Consider the following 19,668-nt stretch of genomic DNA (forward strand, 5'->3'; position numbering starts at 1 on the left):
GCACGACGATTGAGTCATGGTTAGACGAGAGCGCAGCCATAACTCGATTCTCATCCCATCGGGTAATTACATCTGTATGCGGTCACCCGGTGAACGCGGTGTTTACACGATTCACGCATCAGAACACGACAACGTCCCGGCTGCCTCATCGCGATTCTGTGACGAACTCGTTCGAATTCCGGGGCCGAGAGATGGTCTCGTGGCCTACAAAGATGCGCTCGTCGGTATCGCTGCTCGTCCGGATGTGAGGACGATAATCCCGACTCGCCCCGAAGACGGGTACGTCTTCTCGAAGTACCTCGACGAGTTTGAGCAGTACGTTACCCTCATCGTCCCTGAATTTGAGATGCTTCGACGGGTCCACGACAGGAAACTGCTATACGAGGCTGCACAGGAGGCGAATGTCCCCATGCCACGGACGCGCCTCTTCAGCAAAGTCGAAGAGTTCGACAAGCCGTCCATCGTCAAACCGCGGTACAACGTCGTCGCCGAGGAGTACGTCGACAGCTACGACCCGAGTGACTACGACATTATCAAGAGCGTCAGGCACCTGAGGCCCGGCGACCGCCCGGAACCGGACGCAATCTACGCGGAAATGAAACACGACCCCATCGTGCAGGATTACGTCCCAACCGAGGGCAAGTACATGTTTGCGGCGCTGTACGACCACGGTGAACCAGTCGCGACGTTCCAGCACCGACAGATTCGCGGGAACTCATACACTGGGGGCGGTGGCGTCTACCGGAAGTCCGTGTATATCCCGGAACTCGAAACGGTTGCACGAAAACTCCTCAGTCACCTCGAATGGCACGGGCTCGCGTGTATCGAGTACCTCAAAGACGCGGAAACGGGCGAGTTCAAGCTCATCGAAATCAACCCCCGTATGTGGCAGTCGCTTCCTTCAACGGTTCGTGCCGGGGCCGACTTCCCGTACTACTACTGGTTACTGGCGACGGGTCAGAAAGACCGCATCGAACCGGACTACGAACTCGATATCGGAACCCACTATCTCTGGGGAGAACTCGGCTACATCATGAGTGTCGTCAGCGACGACTCTCCACTGGTTGAGCGGCCATCGCTCCCAAAGACAGTGTTGGAGGTTCTCGTGTCCATCTACCGCGAACCGCGGTTCGACCTCGCCCGCATTGACGACCCGGTCCCGTTCGCCAGATACGTGTGGCATGCACTCTTCGAACGGGGTTCCAGCGGCGAGGGCGAAGTCGAAAGGGGGAATGTTGACAGAGGGGAGCAGACAGAAGAACGAGCCACGAACGTCACACTGACCCCCGGATTCAACCTTAGGGGTCGGTGATAGCCAAGAATCTCGTCGCTCTGTTCACTCTATTTGCAGGCGGTATTTCGCTATCGTTGTTTCGTCAGATATCTACTGGTCTTTAAATGCGCACGTTCCTGTGTACGACACGTTTTGAAGCGAGAGATCGGCATCTCGCGTCTGCGTCGGGGCACCACTTACGTTGATGGTGGAATTTTCTATCGAACAGCCTTCGGCACCCTCGACAAGGACGCCGCCGACGTACCCTCTCGGAAGGTGGATACAACTGTCGACGATTTTTGACCCGTTCCGGTTTTTGCCGATGACGACTGCTGAGTCGTATGGTTGTTCGGTGCACTGACCCGTAATCGAGACGTTATCGAGCGTCGCACCCCACGGTTTTTCCGTCGTGTCGGTGTCGACCGTATCTGCGTGAATCGTCTGAACCGACGTGTCGTTCTGGATGCGACAGTTACGGAGCGTGAAACTCCCGTGGCCGCCCCACGTCGGCGGCGACGTCGAGATGATAGCGCGTGCGGACGGGCTCGATTTATAAATGAAGTCACAGTCTTCGATGAGTACCCCGGAATAGCCGTTGCCCGTCGAGTCGATAAGGAGACCTGCGGGGCTGTGAAGTCGGTCGCCGTCGCGGGCGTGTTCGTTGAGGTCGTTGTCGTCGACGATGACGGTCGCATCTTTGATCCACGAGGACTTCGAGGGGTGGTCGCCGCCGGAGATGCGCATGTTCGTGTTGTCGTTGTTCTTGAACAGGCCGCCTTCGACGCGGAGCACGCCCTGCGTGTGGGTCGCGCGGAACGACGACGAGCCGCGCTGTTCGATGTGGCAGTCGATCATTTTGACCTCGCCCACGGAGCGTTCGGTGATTCGAATTCCAGCAACACCGTTGGGATAACCGGTGAGTTCAGCGCCTTCGCGCATGTAGACGCGGCGGGCGACGTTGACGCCGTCGACTGAGGTGCAGTCGAATAATAACAGTTGGTTGCGGGCGTCGTTATCAGAAGGGGTTCGGCCGAGCCATTCGACATCCTCGATGAGCGCGCCGTCAGTGTTCGCAAGCCAAATGTCGGCACTCGTCGTTCGGTCGTCGGTCTGCTGGAGAGAGAAGTTCTTCAAGACGTGGTAGCTCCCGCTCGTAATACGAAACATTCGGAACTGTTCGCCCGGGTCGTTCCGAGGGAAGACGAACTGCACGTCTTTGTGTGACTTTCCGAGTCCGACGAGTCGAAAGTTTTCGACACCGCGGTCCCAGTCGTGCTCCCGGGTGACGAGATACTCCCCCGGGGGAAACTCGATGGCAGTGTGATCATCGTAGGTCTCGTCGAGTACCTCGTCGATTGGTTCGTGTCCCGTCGGGTCCATCCCAAGGTCTTCAACCGCGTTCAAGACGGTCAGTCGAAGCGCGGGTTCCGGTGTCAACGTCGATTTCTTCGGTGTAGAGACAGTTGGGTTCTCCGTGCCCGCTCTCGTTTCACATCCTGCGATGGCGGCGCTACTGCCGACCGAACCAAGCAACTTCAGATAGGTTCGGCGCTTCACCAACAGACACCCCGTTCGGTCTGTGTCAGTCGGAGCGGTGAGTGAAGAGTCTCTCCTGAGTGACGAGAGTGAGGGAAGATCCGAGAGGCCGTACGGCGGAGGTACATCTGGTTCGTCCATTGGGTGTGGTAGCTGATTGGTAGGTGGTAGATAACCAACCAACCGTCGACAAGATACGAAGTGTGAATCCAGCGAAAACGACGAACGCCACTCATCACGACTAAAACAACGAAGCTACCCGCCGCGACGAGAGGTAGTAGCTGTTTCAGGGGTACACAGGGGGCAAACAGGGAAACGCTCAACCGAGACCGGTAATGGATCAATTATTCAGAATTATCCAGTGATTTGAATTTATAACCGAGAATTTAGATATATTCAGGATATCTTGAACAAAGGTACAAAGTCAATAAAATTTGAAAGTGGGTTTCTATTATATATTTGGTATGGCTAACAAAGCCCTCATCAGTACAATCAGCCAGTCGAAACACCGATGTTACCACGAATTCTTCGTCGCACTTCGGTCCCTCCCGGGCAATGCTCCACGGGCGTCCGTCGAGGCACGCAGGGCGTAATACCCGTCCAGCAGGAGAGACACGATGTATCACGGTAATATCATTGGCGTCGTCGTACCAGCGTACAACGAAGAACAGTTCATCGAACAGGTCATCGAGACTATTCCGGAGTTCGTCGACCGAATCTACGTAATCGACGACCACTCCACCGACGAGACGTGGAGGAAAGTACGGGATTACGTCGCACGTGCGAACAAGCGTACGCTAGTTCCATTTGTACCGGACGGCGGTAACCAGGGTCGGCAGCGTGTCGTCCCGATTCGACACTCGACCAATCGTGGGCGCGGTGCCGCAGTGAAAAACGGGTACGAGCGGGCCCTCGCGGACGGTGTCGACATCGTCGTCGTGATGGACGGTGACGGACAGATGGACCCTGCTATTCTCTCCACTCTCGTCGACCCCGTCGCGGATGGAACTGCCGACTACGCCGTCGGCGATAGACTTGCTGGGCCATCCCACTGGCGAGGGATGCCAACGTGGCGACTCTTCGGAAATCTGCTCCTATCAGGGCTAACTCGAATTGCCAGCGGCTACTGGCACATTCGCGACCCACAGAACGGGTACACGGCCATCTCGGCAGCGACACTCTCCGACATCGGTGTCGAACGACTGTACAACCAGTACGGGTTCTTAAACGATCTCCTCGTGAAACTAAATGTCGCAGAAAAACGAGTTACGACCGTCTCGATGGACGCACAGTACGGTGATGAAAAAAGCAGCATCAGATACACCACGTTCGTTCCGGGGCTGTCGTTCCTCCTGCTCAAGGATTTCCTCTGGCGCTTACGCGTTCGGTACCTCTCCTCGGAGGTACATCCAATCGCCGTCCTGTACGCCGTCGGCGTCGTAGGGTTCGTCACCGGGGCAGTACAGTTGGGCCGCAGACTCACGTCTCGGAACCGGCCGGATCGCTATGGATTCGTCGGTCTTCTCGGCGGTATCGCATCGCTCGTCGGCGCGATGCTCCTCGACAAACACGAAAACGAGGGGCTAGAAGCGGCAGTAGAACCGCCGGAATCGGATGAACAGAAGCTGCCCACGGACAGCATCGAAAGCGACAGAGATGGGCGTTAGTCCCCGTGTACCAGCCAACGACAACCGAGTGAGGTGCTCAATAACAACACGCTAGACCAGAGATATATCTACCCGATGGAGTCGACATCACACAGGGAAGGACGGTTACATCGAGTACTCGGTGGGCTGTCACTCGACGTGCCGTTCTCGCTGGCGGTGGTCGTATTGAGTTACGTCGGTGCGTTGCTCCACGTCGTGCCGACTGTGCAGGCTATCGTCGGTCTCCCAACTTTCCTGTTTCTCCCCGGCTACGCGCTCCTACTTGCGTTATTCCCCGGAAACAAATTAGGCCATAAGATGCACGGCCCGGCATCCGGACCATTCGAGTGGAATGCGAGCCTCAGCCTCGTCGAACGGCTCGCACTCTCGTTCGGGATGAGCATTGCGTTGCTCCCGGTCATCGGGTTGGTATTACTCTGGGTCGGACTCGGATTAGACCTATTCGTCGTACTCAGTGCGCTCTCGGTAGTCACCATCGTCGGAATCGCCATCGGAGAGATTCGACGCCGACGGCTCCAGCCCGCCGAGCAGTTCCATATCCCGGTTCGGCAGTGGTACGCGGACGTCGCGGAGTCCTTCGGCCGCCCGTCGCGAATTGACTCGCTTCTGAACGTCGCGCTCGCGGTCGCCATCGTCTTCGCAGTCGCGAGTCTGGGGTACGCAGTTGTCGACACGGGCGGCGGCGAGTCGTATTCGAGTCTGTCCCTTCTCACGCAGGATGCATCCGGCGAGTTCGTCGCGGCCGACTACCCATCGGCGCTGACTGCTGGTGAGCAAACCGAATTGTTCGTCAGCGTCAGCAACTTCGAAGGCGAAGCCACCAGCTACACCCTCGTCGCCGAACTCCAACGCGTTGAGCAGGCGGGCGGAGAAACGACCGTTGTCGAGCGACAGGCGCTCGGACAGCAGACGAAGACGGTTGCAGACGGAGGAACGTGGCGGACGAAACATAATTTTGTCCCGGCACTCACCGGCGAAAACCTTCGGCTCACGTATTACCTATACGAAGGTGAGGCCCCCGCGGAGCCGAGTACCGAGACGGCCTACCGCTCGACGTATATCTGGCTCACCGTGAATGAGGACACTGCGAGCGCTGCGGATGAGACGGCTTCCTCGGTTGGGACGGAGTCGATGGCTGTTCCTGTGTGAGTTACAACTGCCGAGCGCTACGTGCAGTGTCCATCAAAAAGGACGCTTCGCAACGCAACGTCCGACGAAAAATCGCCGAGTCGAACGGAGTTAGCCGTCGTTGTCTTCGAACGTCAGCGCCGCGTCGCCAGTCAGGTTCATCTTCGTGATGTCACCCGAGAAGCGGAAGCCGTCGCTGTCGTCGGTGATAGCACCCGTTGCCGTGCTGGTCGTGAGCGAATCAGAGCTCTCGGTTGCTCCGATAAGCGGGTCGTTCATAATCTCGCCGGTGACTTCGAGTTCGTACTGGGTCTCCGTGCCCTCGCCCTTGACGCGGATGCGGTTCGGAAGCGCGAACATGGCGGGGTCGACTTGCGTACCGTTGACGTAGACTTCGGCCTCGCCTTCGAGGAACGAGAACGAGGTGATGTCGCCGGAGTAGGTGTACACGTCTTCGGCTCCGTCGGACGTGATCCAGCCCGTCGCGGACGTACTGGATACGTCGTCCCACTCTTCGATGGTGTCGCCGGACGCCTGCAACGAGTCGCTGACGGCAACTTCGTACTGCGTCGTCGTACCCGTGCCGACGATGCGGAGTTCGTTCTCGGAGTCCGTCGAGTCCGTCACGGAGCCACTACCACTCGTCGCGTCCGTGATGGAACTCGGCGTTACCTGCATGCCGTCGACGTAGAGGTCCGCCTCGCCTTCGAGGAACGAGAAGGACGACACGTCGCCGGAGAACGCGTACACGTCCTCGGAGCCCTGGTCCGTAATCCAGCCCGTTGCAGACGTGCCGGAGATGCTATCCCATTCCTCGATGGTGTCGCCGGACGCCTGCAGCGAGTCGGTGACGGTGAAGTCGTACTGCGTTGTCGTCCCCGTGCCGACGATGCGGAGTTCGTGCGACGAATCGGTCGTCGAGTCGTCGCCGGACGACGAGTCGTCACCACTCGACGAGTCACTGTCACTCGTCGCATCTGTAATCGTACTCGGCGTCACCTGCTCGCCGTTGACGTAGATTTCCGCCTCGCCTTCGAGGAACGAGAAGGACGACACGTCGCCGGAGAAGGTGTACGCGTCTTCGGACCCGTCGGTAGTAACCCACCCTGTGGCGGAGCCACTGGAGACATCGTCCCACTCCTCGATGGTGTCGCCGGACGTCTGTAGCGAGTCAGTGACGGTGAATTCGTACTGGGTCGTCGTTCCCGTGCCGACGATTCGCAGGTCGTTCGGAAGCGGCTCCGTAGTCGTCGAGTCGTCGCCAGACGACGAGTCACCACTGCTCGTGCCGTCGTCAGTTCCGGGGAGCGGACACGAGTCGCTGCTGGTGATGTTGCTCGTGCTCACGTCGGCCCCGTTGAACACGGTTGCCTGCCCGGTGACGTTGATGTTGGTGTCCAGAATCTCACAGTTGGTCGCGTCGTTGACGAGAACACCGTTAACGTCGCCGTTCGGGAAGTGGATACAACTGTTCTGGATTGTCGAGCCGTTGCGGTCGTTGTCGATGCAGACAGCGGCACCAGCCGGCTGCGACTGAGAACTACCCGTAATCGAGACGTTATCGAGCGTCGCACCCCACGGTTCTTCAGTCGTGTCGGTATCGACCGAGTCGGCGTGGAGCGTCTGAATCGACGTGTCGTTCTGGATGCGACAATTACGGAGCGTGAAACTCCCGTGGCCGCCCCACGACGGCGGCGATGTCGCGATGACAGCGCGTGCGGACGGACTCGATTTATAAATGAAGTCACAGTCCTCGATGAGTACCCCGGAATAGCCGTTGCCCGTCGAGTCGATAAGGAGACCTGTGGGACTGTGAAGTTGGTCGCCGTCGCGGGCGTGTTCGTTGAGGTCGTTGTCGTCGACGATGACGGTCGCACCTTTGATCCACGAGGACTTCGAGGGGTGGTCGCCGCCGGAGATGCGCATGTTCGTGTTGTCGTTGTTCTTGAACAGGCCGCCTTCGACGCGGAGCACGCCCTGCGTGTGGGTCGCGCGGAACGACGACGAGCCGCGCTGTTCGATGTGGCAGTCGACGAGACGGATTTCACCGACGGAGCCACCCTGCACACGGATACCCGCAACACCGTCGGGGTAGCCGGGGATTGCAGCGCCTTCGCGCATGTAGACGCGGCGGGCGACGTTGACGCCGTCGACGGACGAACAGTCGTATGCGAGTAGTTGTCGTCGGGCGTAGTTGTCGGAGGGAGTGCGGCCGAGCCATTCGACATCCTCGATGAGTGCGCCGTCGTCGTTGACGAGCCAGATGTCGGCGGTCGTGGTGTCGTCGTCGGTCTGCTGGATAGAGAAGTTCTTCAGGACGTGATGGCTGCCGCTCGTGATTTCGAGGAAACGGAACTTCTCACCGTTGTTTCCGGATGGGAACACGAACTGCACGTCTTTGTGTGAGCTTCCGGTTCCAACGATACCGAACCGAGAGACGTTGTCGTTCCAGGACTGTGTGTTGGTCGCGAGATACTCACCCGGAGGGAATTCGATGAGTGTCCCACTTTCGTAGGCTGCGTCGAGTTTGCTGTCTATCGGCTCGTTTCCGTTAGGGTCCATTCCAAGGTCGGCCACCGCGTCGACAACGCGGTCCCACTGGATTCCGAAGCGCTCCTCTGGTCCAGACGCAGCCGACGCGACGCCGGCAGAGAGGGCAGTCGATGCGGCCGCTGCACCGATTTTGAGGTAGTTCCGTCTGTTGAGTTGCGATTCGAGGATGGAGTCCGAATCTGTAGCAGATTCGTCGTCGTCTCCACCGTTGAGTCGTACCATGCTTCAGGAAAGCCCTCGTTAACATGATAATCATTATTGCGAGGTATACGCAGTTTCGGTCCGTTTACCAACGTGTTTGATTCGGATGGCAGCCAGATAGATACCAGTTGTTTACCAAAAACACACGTTATTTTCGGGGAGAAAAGCATAGGTTCAATATGAATGAGAACAGTTTCGAGCCAAATAAAATGACATCTTAATCCATGCTAAACCTCTGAGACCAACAGCCAATAACGGGTTAATTTTTCGCGTTCTCGGAACTTGTCTGTGTGTATAATCTACCTATGCTCTGGTAATTAATCCCCCACCGAACCTTGCGGGTGCTTTCGTTTCACTATAATCACACATTTGGCGAGGTGCTACTATATTTGATTCACTCGATACATTCAGTTATCAATGAGGTTCGCCGAATCAATTGAATTCTCCTCTTAGTGAGGCAGACCAATTGTTACTTCGACATGACCGAAACGAGTTCCTGTAGATTCTGTTTGACTCGCCAGTCGAAAAGCGCCATCAGAGATGCTGCGCTGATGACGTAGGCCACGACGCCAGTTGCGACCAGAAGCCCGAATTCTACGAGCGGGGCCCTGGCCTGGCTTTGGACTGCAAGCACCGCGAGAGCCATCACGACGGTCGCCAAGGTGGGATACGATATTTCGCGGAGGAAGCGAGTGTATGTCGTTCCGAGTGTCTTCTTCATCTCCCGTGCGTAGAGCGGAATCATCGGGAACGCTAGGATTCCCGTGACGGCGAGCGCGGTCCCCTCGATACCGAAGGTGCTGGTCATCGGAACGACGATAATCGCCAAGAGCACGACTCTGAGCGTCCCGAGTTTCGTCTGTACATCCGGACGACCGACCGCTCGCCAGACGGGGTTGAACGTCGCAAAGAGTGTGCGGAACAACCCGTACGCGACGAGAATCTGCATCGTCGCGACCATCGGAAGCCAGTCAGACCCGAGGAACGCGCCGACAAATGAGGGTGCAACGAGGAAGATGCCGACAGACATGGGAAGCGCAACGAAGGCAGTCAACCGGAACGTGCTGAAGAACGCCTCCCTCAGGGCGTGCTGTTCCTCCTGAAGCTTCGAATACGTCGAGAACATCACGCTCGAAACGACGACGGCGATTTCGGTCGCTGGCGCGTTCGAGATTCGGTACGCGAGTTGGTAGTACCCGAGTGAGGTCGCCGTCAGGAGCCATCCGACGATTGCGTCGTCACCCTGTCCGTAGAGGAACTCGACGATAGACGAACCAGTAACCCACTTTCCGTAGCCGATGAGTTCGGCGGCGTACTCGCGGTTCAAGGAGGGCCACGGGCGGTACGGATGAAGGAGATAAGTGGCCAGTGCCCGCACGCCAGCGTCCGCCAAGTAACCGAAGATAAGCGCCCACACAGTCGGGCTAATGGCGGCGTAGCCGAGTGCGACCACGACGTAGGCCATCGTTCCGCTGACTCGGTAGGTGAACTCCTTGTGAAATTCGAGGTCCTTCTTGAAGTACACCATCGCGGGATTCCGCAGGCTGAGGAAGATGGGAACCAACGCAATAGCCCGGATGAGGTCCCGCGCCGCGGGTTCGCCGAACAGCGAGGCGAGAGCAGGGGCGGCTAGATAGAGGATAGAGCTCATCAACAAGCCTCGGAGAATCTCCAACGAGAACATCGTGTTCAGATACTCGTCGACATCGTCGTCGATGCGCTGGATGAGCGCGGCGTCGATACCGAGGTTTGTGAGGCTTAACAGCGCCGAAATCGTGAGAAGCGCAATCCCCATCAATCCGATTGCTTCGGGACCGAGCAACCGAGCGAGCACGATGAACATGACGACCTTCAACACGCGGTCGAGGACGTTCATCGCCGACACCCACATGCCGCTCTTTACTGTCCGCTCTGTGAGGTCGCCCTCACCGGGGACGAAGCGACGCTTGATGGCGCGGATAATCGAGCGAAGTGTATCTATCATCAGAGACCCTTGTCTGGCCGTCGCCGAGACGACGGTTGTGCATTCGCGCGCTGTACCACACTCACGACAACTGCCCCACTTCCACTCCCACTACTATTCCAACTCCACTCCCACTCGGCTCCACATCGGCTCACGAGGTGATTAATTATTGACTCGCTACTGGGTTCGAAAGGGCAGACTATCCACGAGGGGACTAGTTAGTCGACCCGAACTACCCGGCCACATAATAGAGGTCGGAAGCACCGTTCGACATAACACGGTTTACGTTTGGCTGGTTCCGGACGGCTGTGAGGTTCTGGTCCGAGTATCGCAGTTCCCTGTACGCGGTCACCTCCCTGTCGTAGTCCGTCTTCGAGACCATCAGATACCGCGGGCCGTCGTAGTAGCGTGGAAGGTCAGACAGTGCCTCATCAGGCGTCGTAAAGCCGAGTTCTGGCGTCGGGCTGTTCGGGAGGGCTTCGGCGAATCGGTCCGGATTCCCCCGGATACCGACGAACCGAACGTCTTCGTCCGACATCTCGAAGGCGGTATCGTAGGCCTGCATCTGCTGTGCCGGAACGTGATTCGACGGGAGATAGATGTACGGCGAGGGGAACATGACCATCAGCGACAGTCCAATGACGAGTGCTGCTGCGATGGGTGCGCCGGTCTTGAACGCGGTACTGAATCTGCTTGCTGCGAGTCGTTCGAAGGCGTAGTATAGCCCGACACTACCGACGATGGTGGCTAAAATCATCGAGAAGCCGACGTGACGGAAGAAGAAATTCGTCCCCGAGAGGTCACCCAGCAGGTGCGCGAAGAAGTACGGAACCAACACGACGAGGCTGAACGTCAGCGTCAGAAGGATGGACCGACCACGCGGAAGCAAGTCGTCGAATCGCCCGAACAAGAGACCGACGAAGACAGCAAACGTCACCAGCGCGTACACCGCGTTCACGAGGAACAGTTTGACGAACACGTCGAGGATTCCGCCGCCGACGGCGGACACAGACCCGGTTCGTTGGGCAATAGCCGTCCCAGCGGCCGAATCACCCGAGAAGAGACCCAGAACACCGTCGATGAACAACCCGCTAGTCGAAGCACCGACTGAATACTGCGTGAACCAGTAGACGGACACCACGGCAAAGACGAACGTCAGCCCATAGACTGGGCGTTGATTTGAAACGCCAGGTGCCTTCCGTTGGCGCTGGACAAACTGGATTACAGCGGCAACGACGAACAGGACGAGGAAGTTGAGGGCGGCCTGTAGATGATACGCAACGACGGCAATCGTCCCGACGGTGAACAGAATAGAGACTGGTGTGACGTGACGACGCCATCGACTCTCCATCTCGTCAGTCACCGAGAACTGGTGCTTGAAGAATAAGTAGAGAAGCACCACGCCGAGGAACGACGCGAGCGAGTAGGGGAAGAACATGAGCTTGAACCCGTTGAGGTTCACCGGGAGGAACAGCAACCCGGAAAAGACCGCAATGAGGACGGCCTTCCGGTCGGGAACGATCATGGAAACGATAAGCGGGACGAACACGAGATAGACGAGCGAAAGGAAGAAGACGACGAGCATCATCGACGTAGCGATATCCAGCCCGAGCGTAGAGCTGAACATCCCGGCGGAGATGTGGCCGCTCGGGTAGACAATTTCGAATGGGGATATCGTCTCGGCAGCAATCGATTTTGTCCATCCGAGGTGCGTCAACGAGTCGTTGAACCCATAAAAGTAGTACTGACGGACGAGCGGAAGCGCCGAAACAGACGTAATACCGAGACCGGCGAGTGCAAGTCCGCCGATTGCGGCCCGACTATTCGGTGCGAAAACCACGACAACGAGCGACGCCAGTACTGCGAGGCCCACGCCAGCCCAGAAGATTATTGGAGTCGACTGATAGAGGGAGACCTCGTAGCGATGCGCTGGTGACGCGTGCGCGACGAGAATGCCGACGGCGACTGCGAGAAACCCGACGATGAGGAGTGTTCTCGTGACCCGTGAATCACGTTGCTTCATCTGGTGAGAGAAGGTGAGTCGCGAATTTTGTTATTAAGAATGTAACGCTCTGGAGGACGGCAGCCGAACGCAGGTCTGTGTTGGAAGACAGTGATTTAGCCTACAAAAGCCGGCTACAGCCATTCGTCTCTGCTCTTCTTGTTGGTGTCGAATAGACAGCGAAGATGCGCCTGTGTGGTCGCTATCGGCTATTCAGCCGAGTATAGGCGCGCGATAACAAAACCCAACGCTAGCAGATATCTGGGTATCGATGCTACTTACAGCAGTCTCGGCACGTACCCGTGAACGAACCCCCGGTGAGTGGCAGTCATGACTGGGTTTGTCGGCGGAGCGCTCGACGACACAACCCTCGGAGCGTGTGCCGCCGAGTTGTACCACGAAGACTGGTATGAGTCCGCGACGCTTTCTACCGACGGGTTCGGTGTCTCAGTCCTCCACCACGGAGCGAAAGACCCCAAGGGATGCACGCTCTGGGAAGACGGTTCGCGTGTAGGGGCCGTCTACGGCGTGGTCACGAACCTCGATGAACTCGGTCTCGACACCGACACGCTGTTCGAGAAACTCCTCGATGACCCGCACGCACTCCTGCCCGAACTCGACGGAACGTTTCTCATCGTTGCTATCGACGGCGCTACCGGGCGAATCGTCGTCACCAGCGACAAACTGGGAACGCGACAGTGTTTCTACGTCGACGGCGACGAGGAAAACGGCGAGCCGTTCGCGTTCGGAACCGAAGTCGGAGCGCTCACCACACTACTCGACGACCCGCAGGTCGACGAACGCGCTATCAGTGACCTGCTGCTGATTGGTCACGTCTGGGGCGACAAGACGCTCGTTCAGGGTGTTAACTACCTCCCGTCCGGTTCCGTACTCGAATACGAGGCTGGTTCGGGCTACGAAATAGAATCCTACTGGCACCACACGTTCGAACAGAGCGACGACGACTCGTACCTCGACGACCTCACCGAGGCGTATCAATCGGTCATCGCCGACATGGCGGAGACGGTGGACGGCGATGTCGGCCTGTGGCTCTCCGGCGGTCTCGACAGTCGCTCGATGGCCTCGGAACTGAGTCGCTACCACGACATCACGACGTACACCTACGACTCGAACCCCGCAAACGGAAGCAACCTCGAACTCGCCGCCCGCGTCTCGGACGTACTCGGCGTCGAAAACAAGCGTGTGATGCTCGATTCCGACGGCTTCGTGGACAATTTCGACAAATCCGTCCAACTGACGAGCGGGATGGTCGGGTTGTCGACGTTCACCAACCTCTCTGCGGTGTTCAACATCCCCGAGGTACCCGACATTCTCATCGAAGGGTGTGGACAAGGCGGGATGATGGGCGACGGCATCGGACGGGCCGCAGTGGAACGAAGCAAGTCACCCGAAGCGGCGCTCTACCGCGCCAAACACCGCATCGACATCGACGAAGCACGCAAACTCCTTCGGACGAGTTTCGACCCGATGACGACCTACCGCGAGGAGGTGCTCAAAAGCAACCAGTCCGACCTCTACAGTACCGCGCTAGACTGCTACTATCGGAACTACTTCCCGCGATGTGACTTTGCGAGCAACCCCATCGCAGAGAGTCAAGCCGGGACGCGCGTCCCCTTCAGCGACACCGAATTCCTCGACGCAGTAACCCGAATGCCGCTTTCGCACCGTGTCGGCTCGATTCCGTTCACGAACGGAGCGGTTCCCGCCGGAACCGCCTACCCGAAAATAGAGCTGGTTCGACGACTCGACAGCCGACTGGCCGACATCCCCTACGAACGAACCAAAGTCCCGCCCGCGCGCCCGATGTGGCAACACGCCGCTGGTTTCGTCGTTGGCACCTCTGTCGACCGCATCCGTGAGCATGTTATCGGTGATGTCCACACCTACGGCGGTCGGTCGATGGTCGGAGAGTGGTACCGTCAAAACCGCGCGCTCCGCGAGCGTGTCGACGACCTGCTCGACTCCGCGTGCGAGCGCCCGTACTTCGATGCCGACGAGATTCGCCGCCTCCAGCTCGAAGAGCTAACCGGCGAAGCCGAACACATGAGCGCCATCTCGGGTATCATTACGGGCGAACTCTGGGTTCGAAAGTATATCGACCGCGAAGAACAGGCCACGACCGACGAGGTGGCGGCGCAGCCCACAGAAGACGCCACGCAAACCGCTGACTGACGGTCAGATACCGTCGAAGTCTACACGAGTCGGAGAGAGTAGTGAAGTGAGAGACAGTCCGTCGCGTCCGAGGAATTCGATTTCGGAATTGAGAGCCCGAGATTCTAGAAGGCAGAACGTGGGCGCAAGGTCATTCCCGGGAATGTAACGAGTAGGCGATGAGGAGCACGCCGAAGAACTGGAACGTGCGCGTGACAAGTGTCAAGGGACGCTGATAGCGCAGCCCGATGTACCCTTCTCGGAGGAGCAATGAGCCGACGAACGCGACGCTGAACGCGACGGCCGTGAGGAGAAACAGCCCCAGCGACAGCGACCGCATTGTCCGACTATCGTGGCGGCGATATCCTCGGTAGGCCTGATAGCCCACGTAACCGCCGACGAGCGTCGAGCCGAAGGCGAGCCCGATGATAAGCCAGTCGACTACCGCAGATAGTCCGACCATCTCAGAGGTGTTCCCACATTTTCTTGAAGCGGTCCGCGGTGTCTGTCTCCTGTTGGCCGGGGAACGCTTCCGGCTGGCTTCGCGTCACGGATGTCTCGAAGGCACCTTCGTCCAACTCGAGGGAGAACTCCGAGAGCGTGGCCGCGTAGACATTGTAGTGGTTGCCGCTAGTCTGTATCTTCGTCTGTTCTTCTACGAGATCGTATTCCTGCAATTGTTCGACCCGCCGGTACACCGTCGGCTTAGACATCTCACATTGGTTGGCGAGTTCTTGCGCGGACATAGGCTTGACACTTGTTGCTGCGAGGATGTCCCGGGCGTACTCGTCGCTGAGGATGTCGAGAATATCACTCAGCTCCGGATCCTCACTCACGCTTCGACTGGAAGACCGCAAGCCGAATAAAAAGCCTGACTGGTTTCTGGGTCAGTAATTCGGCAGGGACGAGCCGACAGCGGAGTGCAGATAGCTTGTGGGGCAGTGGATTCGAGTGTGTTTTGGAGGGCTTAATCACACGTCAGCGGGGACCACGGGAGTTACCGTGATACTGCGACGGATAGGAGATGAGGCACAGGTGCGGGCAAGCACCTTGTTTACTCCGAGACATCCATCGCAGTTCAACGGAGGACCCGTCGGATAATATAAAGGTGGGGGGAGTTTCTGAGTCAGAAACTACCCCTTGTTCACGAAGCCGAACAGCCGACCGACCGGCCGACTTCGACAAGTTGTTCCGTGCTGACGCCGGTACCCCGGACAGTGTACCGGTACTGGTCACAGGTCCAAGAGAGCGAGGTCGTCGGCCCGTAGTCGAGCGTCGCTGGCCGGCCATCGACAGTCAGGTCCCGCTCTTCGGAATCGATGGCGTAGGTCATGTTGTACTTGGAAATTGTGAGCAGTCGACCCTCCGTCGCGTACCGGAGTCCGACACTCTGGACGCGCCCGGTGGTCTGGGTGGCATACGTCAGCTCGAATTCGGACGGAATCGACGGGTTTGGCACCGTAATAGAAGTCTGTGCCGCTAAGCGGTCGACACTGCGGTACCACTCTGTTTCGGGAGTCTCCGGACGCTGAACCGTCGTCTCGGAGCCAATTTCCGGGCGGAACGTATCCGCCGATACCTGCGGATCGAACGTCACGTCCGTATACGTGGTCGTCACCGACCGCTGGGTTCCGTCGACAGTCCATGCAGTCTGTTTGCGCAGCGGGTAGAACCGTTCCGTGTCGAGCCAGAGACGCTGTCGATAGTGCGTGTCGGTTTGGTTCGTAGTGGGACGAACGCTGAGCACGTATGCGTCCCGACCGCCGACCGAGGCGGTCTCGACGTACTCGACAGTGTACCCACCAGCTTCGTCGTCCGCTGGGGAACGGGCAGTGTGGCGCGGTACAACCGGAAGCGGTGCCACATCCGGAGGCTGTGGTCGCCCAGACCCGTCTGTCAGGCCCGCCGCCGTGACGAGTCGCTGGAGACGGCCGGACATCGCCGACCCGGTTGGCGGGCCGGTCAACTCGATAGCAGTAACGACACGCTGGTCCCTGTCGTGGAGCCAGAGAGTCGAACCATTGGAAACTTGCAGTTCGTAGCGACGCGACGTATCATTCTGGAACCGAACTCGCTTGTGGTCAGTTCCGGGCACGAGAGTCACGTCAGCGACGGTTTGGGTCGTTACCGTTCCGTTGCGCTGCAGGACAACTGTTCGAGTCGCGTTGAGGGCGTCGATGGAACGGTAGCGCTCGCTCACGTTCGCGTCGACTGATGGACTGGACGGACTGTTGTCAGTCATCACTGTCCCGGTCGCCCAGATGCTGGCGAGGAGCACGGCTCCAAGAATCGAGAGGGCAACGAGTGTGCGTCGGTCGATTGGGAGGGAATTGGTCATACGGGCGGGGCTGAGGTGGTGTTTCAACTGATTGGTGACACTACCGCCAGTTAAACACTTGTGGTCCGAACCAGTAGGCTCGCCTAAATCGAGCGGCCGAGGTAGTGAGCAGAGGGGTGTGGAGAGAGGAGAAAAGATGAGCAGAGGGGTGTGGAGAGAGGAGAAAAGATGAGCAGAGGGGTGTGGAGAGAGGAGAAAAGATGAGATGAGCAGATGGATATTTGAAAATTCGTCTCCGGCTAGTTCGCGTCCGCGTACATTTCCACGAGGTTGTCGGCGTTCGACTGCCACGAGTAGCGCTCTTCGATGAGTGCTCTGTTCGTCCGACCCATCCGAACTGCTTCTTCGGGATTGGCGATGAGGTGAGCGAGTGCCTCCGCCAACTCCCGTGCTTCACCCGGCGTGACCAGGATGCCGCGGTCGTCAGTGATGACCTCGGGAATGCTCCCGACGGGCGTGGACACAACCGCGTTTCCGCCAGCCATGCCTTCGAGCATTGCAATGGGGAGACCCTCGGCGTGGGTCGGAAGCACGAACACCGTCCCGCGACTGATGAGTTCTTGCTTTTTGGCCTCCGGGACGAACCCGTAGTAGGTCACGTTGTCGTGCTCCGATGCGATGGCTTCGACGCGGTTGGCGAACGGACCGCCGCCGCCGATGCTCACCTCGAATGAAAGGTCCGGCATCGACGCCAACACCTCGATGGCGTCGAGGAGTTCGTCGATACCTTTCCGTTCGATGAGATTCGAAATGAAGACGAGGTGAACAGGGCCGGTCAGATACGTCGGGTCGTACTCGGTAGGGTCGACAGCGTTGGCTATGACGTGGACTTTCTCTTCGTCGGCGAGTTGGGCGACGAGTCCGCGCCAGTACTCAGAGAGGACGACCACATCGTCAACGGTGTCAAAAACGGCCGATTGGAGGCGTCGGACGAGACGCGAGTCCGTCGCGAGGAACTCGTCGAACGACGAGCCGTGAATGTGGAGGACCACGGGGACGCGCCAGACGTACGCCGAAAAGAGAACGAAAAACGCCGAGCGGAAGAATGAGTACGTGTGCGAAGAGTGAACGTGGACGATGTCCGGGCGGGACTGAAACGGAAAGAGGAGGATAGCGTACAGCGAGGACAGAATCATTCGAGTGGCTCGTTCGAGTCCATCGCCCTTTGGAGCGGTGTACCGCGTGTAGAGTCGGACATGCATCCGGTCTTCGAGGTAGCGCCGCTGTTCGGTGATGTATCGGTCGATACCACCGGTTCCCTTCGGTCCGACAATGAGGAGCGTCTTCTTGTCGTTCATGATGAGGTGAGCTTCTTCGTAGTCATGATGAGCGTGAGTCGAGGCGGGCGCTGGACTGTGCCACTCAATGCCAAGATGGGTCGTTAGGCGGTTAGTTATGGAGCGATTGACGGCATTCGGAGACCACGTGACAAGGTGTGTAGGGTCCCATTTACAGGGCGTAGGTCATCGTACCGGGACGGTGTGTCGGGACAGCGAATCGACGGATTCGACCGAACCGTAGTTCAGTGCGACTTGGACGATAACTTCGGATAAGTTGACTTTGTCTGCGAGGAAGTCGTCTCGTCGCTCGGCCCAGCGCTGTTTGGCTCCGTCGTCGGTGAGCAGTTCTTCCGCGCGCGCTTTGACCTCGTCGAACGACTTGAAATTGGAGATGAGGCCCTCTCGTTCGAGTTCGACGAAGTTTCCCATGTCGTTTTCGCCGACGAAGGTGTTCGACCGGATAGCGGGTGTCCCGAGGAGCGCCGCTTCGGTAACCATGGTCTGCGTATCAGCGACGAGGAGATTCGCCTCGGCGAGTACATCGTGGACGAGCGCGGGATGGAAGTCGAACGGACGGGCGTCGAGATCGCCGTCGTGGCGCTCTCGACTCTCGTCGAGGACAAAGACGGTCGCGTACTCGCTCAACAGTTCGATGAGTTCTCGTCTACTGTCTGCTGTGAATCCGTGGTGACCCACGTCGTGGTGCGAGCCGAACGCATTGAACCGAACGATAGCGTACTTTTCGTCGGGTTCTAAGCCGATTTCGGAACGGATGTCCACCGATGGTTCGTACACGTCGGGATGGAGATACGCCGTTTCTTTGAATCCATGGAACTGGAAGTGGTTTTCCGAAAGCTCCTTTCCGAACGTGTGGGGCGTCAGTATTGCCTTCGCGAAGGGTCGAGCGACGGTGTAATCGAGCCAGGTAGGTTCGGAGTCGAGGAGAAGCACGACGGACGTCCGCGAGACGGCACCGGCGTGTGCCGCGTAGCCGCCCATCCCGAAGATGAGGTCAGGCTTGAATCGATGCACTGCGCGGAAAATATTCGTGTAGTGAAATGGCAAGGACATGAATAGTGAGTACTTCGTCGTCCTGCAGGAGCCGTAGATTTCGTGCGGCAGGTCGTAGTATTCGAGGAGGTCCTTCGTACACCCGTAATCCCGACCGAGCACGAGTACGTCATGACCTAACTGCTGAAGCTCCCTAACGGCGTATTTATACAGATGCACGTGTGCCGGCGTGTTGGTGAAGAATAGGTATCGCATCTCACTGCGAGAGTTGACGCACTCGGTGCGAGTAGTTATTCAGCGGCTACTGGGCGTCTGCTGACTCGACAGGACAGCAATAGCGCCTCAGTGGACCGGGCTCGCTCGTTACAGTCGGCATAACAAAACGGCCAACGGGCTTTCGTTGCCGTGACGCGGGCAGCGTGCGAGGACGCTCCAACCCGCACTAGATGCCCAAGAACGCTACCAGATGTCCACGAATCTTATCGACCGTACTCGATACCACCACAGTGAGACGACCTGCTTCAGGGACGGCTTCATCGCAGGA

13 protein-coding genes are annotated in these 19,668 nt (G+C 58.2%); 4 read left to right on the plus strand and 9 right to left on the minus strand.

The window, feature by feature from the left end:
* The first annotated feature begins 16 nt into the window (after nt 1-16).
* Complete coding sequence (locus HFX_RS17775) at nt 17-1,312, plus strand: carboxylate--amine ligase (protein ID WP_014732792.1); 1,296 nt, start codon at nt 17-19, stop codon at nt 1,310-1,312.
* Between the two features lie 72 nt (nt 1,313-1,384).
* On the opposite strand, the gene HFX_RS17780 is transcribed toward HFX_RS17775, so the two are convergent.
* A complete protein-coding gene (locus HFX_RS17780) occupies nt 1,385-2,830 on the minus strand; it encodes a hypothetical protein (RefSeq protein WP_049917569.1) in 1,446 nt (481 codons plus the stop codon).
* A 596-nt stretch (nt 2,831-3,426) separates the two neighbouring features.
* On the opposite strand from HFX_RS17780, the gene HFX_RS17785 reads away from it, so the two are divergent.
* Nucleotides 3,427-4,476, plus strand: a complete 1,050-nt coding sequence (locus tag HFX_RS17785; RefSeq protein ID WP_004060913.1) for a glycosyltransferase family 2 protein — start codon at nt 3,427-3,429, stop codon at nt 4,474-4,476.
* A gap of 75 nt (nt 4,477-4,551) precedes the next feature.
* On the plus strand, nt 4,552-5,625 hold the full coding sequence (locus tag HFX_RS17790; protein ID WP_049917551.1) for a DUF1616 domain-containing protein: 1,074 nt from the start codon (nt 4,552-4,554) through the stop codon (nt 5,623-5,625).
* Nucleotides 5,626-5,715: 90 nt separating this feature from the next.
* Here HFX_RS17790 and HFX_RS17795 read toward each other — a convergent pair whose 3' ends face one another.
* The 3 genes from HFX_RS17795 to HFX_RS17805 form a co-directional block, all read right to left on the minus strand.
* On the minus strand, nt 5,716-8,379 hold the full coding sequence (locus HFX_RS17795) for a hypothetical protein (RefSeq protein WP_004060911.1): 2,664 nt from the start codon (nt 8,377-8,379) through the stop codon (nt 5,716-5,718).
* Between the two features lie 448 nt (nt 8,380-8,827).
* On the minus strand, nt 8,828-10,342 hold the full coding sequence (locus HFX_RS17800; RefSeq protein ID WP_004060910.1) for a lipopolysaccharide biosynthesis protein: 1,515 nt from the start codon (nt 10,340-10,342) through the stop codon (nt 8,828-8,830).
* A 211-nt stretch (nt 10,343-10,553) separates the two neighbouring features.
* Nucleotides 10,554-12,344, minus strand: a complete 1,791-nt coding sequence (locus HFX_RS17805; protein ID WP_004060909.1) for a hypothetical protein — start codon at nt 12,342-12,344, stop codon at nt 10,554-10,556.
* 309 nt (nt 12,345-12,653) lie between these two features.
* Between HFX_RS17805 and HFX_RS17810 the strand changes: the two genes are divergently transcribed.
* A complete protein-coding gene (locus tag HFX_RS17810) occupies nt 12,654-14,516 on the plus strand; it encodes an asparagine synthase-related protein (RefSeq protein ID WP_004060908.1) in 1,863 nt (620 codons plus the stop codon).
* 130 nt (nt 14,517-14,646) lie between these two features.
* Here HFX_RS17810 and HFX_RS17815 read toward each other — a convergent pair whose 3' ends face one another.
* The 5 genes from HFX_RS17815 to HFX_RS17835 form a co-directional block, all read right to left on the minus strand.
* Nucleotides 14,647-14,958, minus strand: a complete 312-nt coding sequence (locus HFX_RS17815; protein WP_004060907.1) for a DUF7521 family protein — start codon at nt 14,956-14,958, stop codon at nt 14,647-14,649.
* A 1-nt stretch (nt 14,959) separates the two neighbouring features.
* Entirely contained in the window at nt 14,960-15,331 is a 372-nt protein-coding gene (locus HFX_RS17820) for an ArsR/SmtB family transcription factor (RefSeq protein ID WP_004060906.1), read from the minus strand.
* Nucleotides 15,332-15,639: 308 nt separating this feature from the next.
* Nucleotides 15,640-16,833 (minus strand): LolA family protein, encoded by a 1,194-nt coding sequence (locus HFX_RS17825; protein WP_004060905.1) that lies wholly within the window; start codon nt 16,831-16,833, stop codon nt 15,640-15,642.
* A 239-nt stretch (nt 16,834-17,072) separates the two neighbouring features.
* Complete coding sequence (locus HFX_RS17830; RefSeq protein WP_004060904.1) at nt 17,073-18,131, minus strand: glycosyltransferase family 4 protein; 1,059 nt, start codon at nt 18,129-18,131, stop codon at nt 17,073-17,075.
* A gap of 165 nt (nt 18,132-18,296) precedes the next feature.
* A complete protein-coding gene (locus HFX_RS17835) occupies nt 18,297-19,379 on the minus strand; it encodes a DUF354 domain-containing protein (RefSeq protein WP_049917549.1) in 1,083 nt (360 codons plus the stop codon).
* Nucleotides 19,380-19,668: the final 289 nt, after the last annotated feature.

It is taken from the genome of Haloferax mediterranei ATCC 33500, from assembly GCF_000306765.2.
GTDB classification, from domain to species: domain Archaea; phylum Halobacteriota; class Halobacteria; order Halobacteriales; family Haloferacaceae; genus Haloferax; species Haloferax mediterranei.

Excerpts from the sequence above, each read along its gene's own strand:
- HFX_RS17825 (WP_004060905.1), bottom strand. The coding sequence starts at position 16,833 with ATGACCAATTCCCTCCCAATCGACCGACGCACACTCGTTGCCCTCTCG.
- HFX_RS17775 (WP_014732792.1), top strand. The coding sequence starts at position 17 with ATGGTTAGACGAGAGCGCAGCCATAACTCGATTCTCATCCCATCGGGT.
- HFX_RS17810 (WP_004060908.1), top strand. The coding sequence starts at position 12,654 with ATGACTGGGTTTGTCGGCGGAGCGCTCGACGACACAACCCTCGGAGCG.
- HFX_RS17815 (WP_004060907.1), bottom strand. The coding sequence starts at position 14,958 with ATGGTCGGACTATCTGCGGTAGTCGACTGGCTTATCATCGGGCTCGCC.
- HFX_RS17800 (WP_004060910.1), bottom strand. The coding sequence starts at position 10,342 with ATGATAGATACACTTCGCTCGATTATCCGCGCCATCAAGCGTCGCTTC.
- HFX_RS17805 (WP_004060909.1), bottom strand. The coding sequence starts at position 12,344 with ATGAAGCAACGTGATTCACGGGTCACGAGAACACTCCTCATCGTCGGG.
- HFX_RS17785 (WP_004060913.1), top strand. The coding sequence starts at position 3,427 with ATGTATCACGGTAATATCATTGGCGTCGTCGTACCAGCGTACAACGAA.
- HFX_RS17830 (WP_004060904.1), bottom strand. The coding sequence starts at position 18,131 with ATGAACGACAAGAAGACGCTCCTCATTGTCGGACCGAAGGGAACCGGT.
- HFX_RS17835 (WP_049917549.1), bottom strand. The coding sequence starts at position 19,379 with ATGCGATACCTATTCTTCACCAACACGCCGGCACACGTGCATCTGTAT.
- HFX_RS17790 (WP_049917551.1), top strand. The coding sequence starts at position 4,552 with ATGGAGTCGACATCACACAGGGAAGGACGGTTACATCGAGTACTCGGT.
- HFX_RS17795 (WP_004060911.1), bottom strand. The coding sequence starts at position 8,379 with ATGGTACGACTCAACGGTGGAGACGACGACGAATCTGCTACAGATTCG.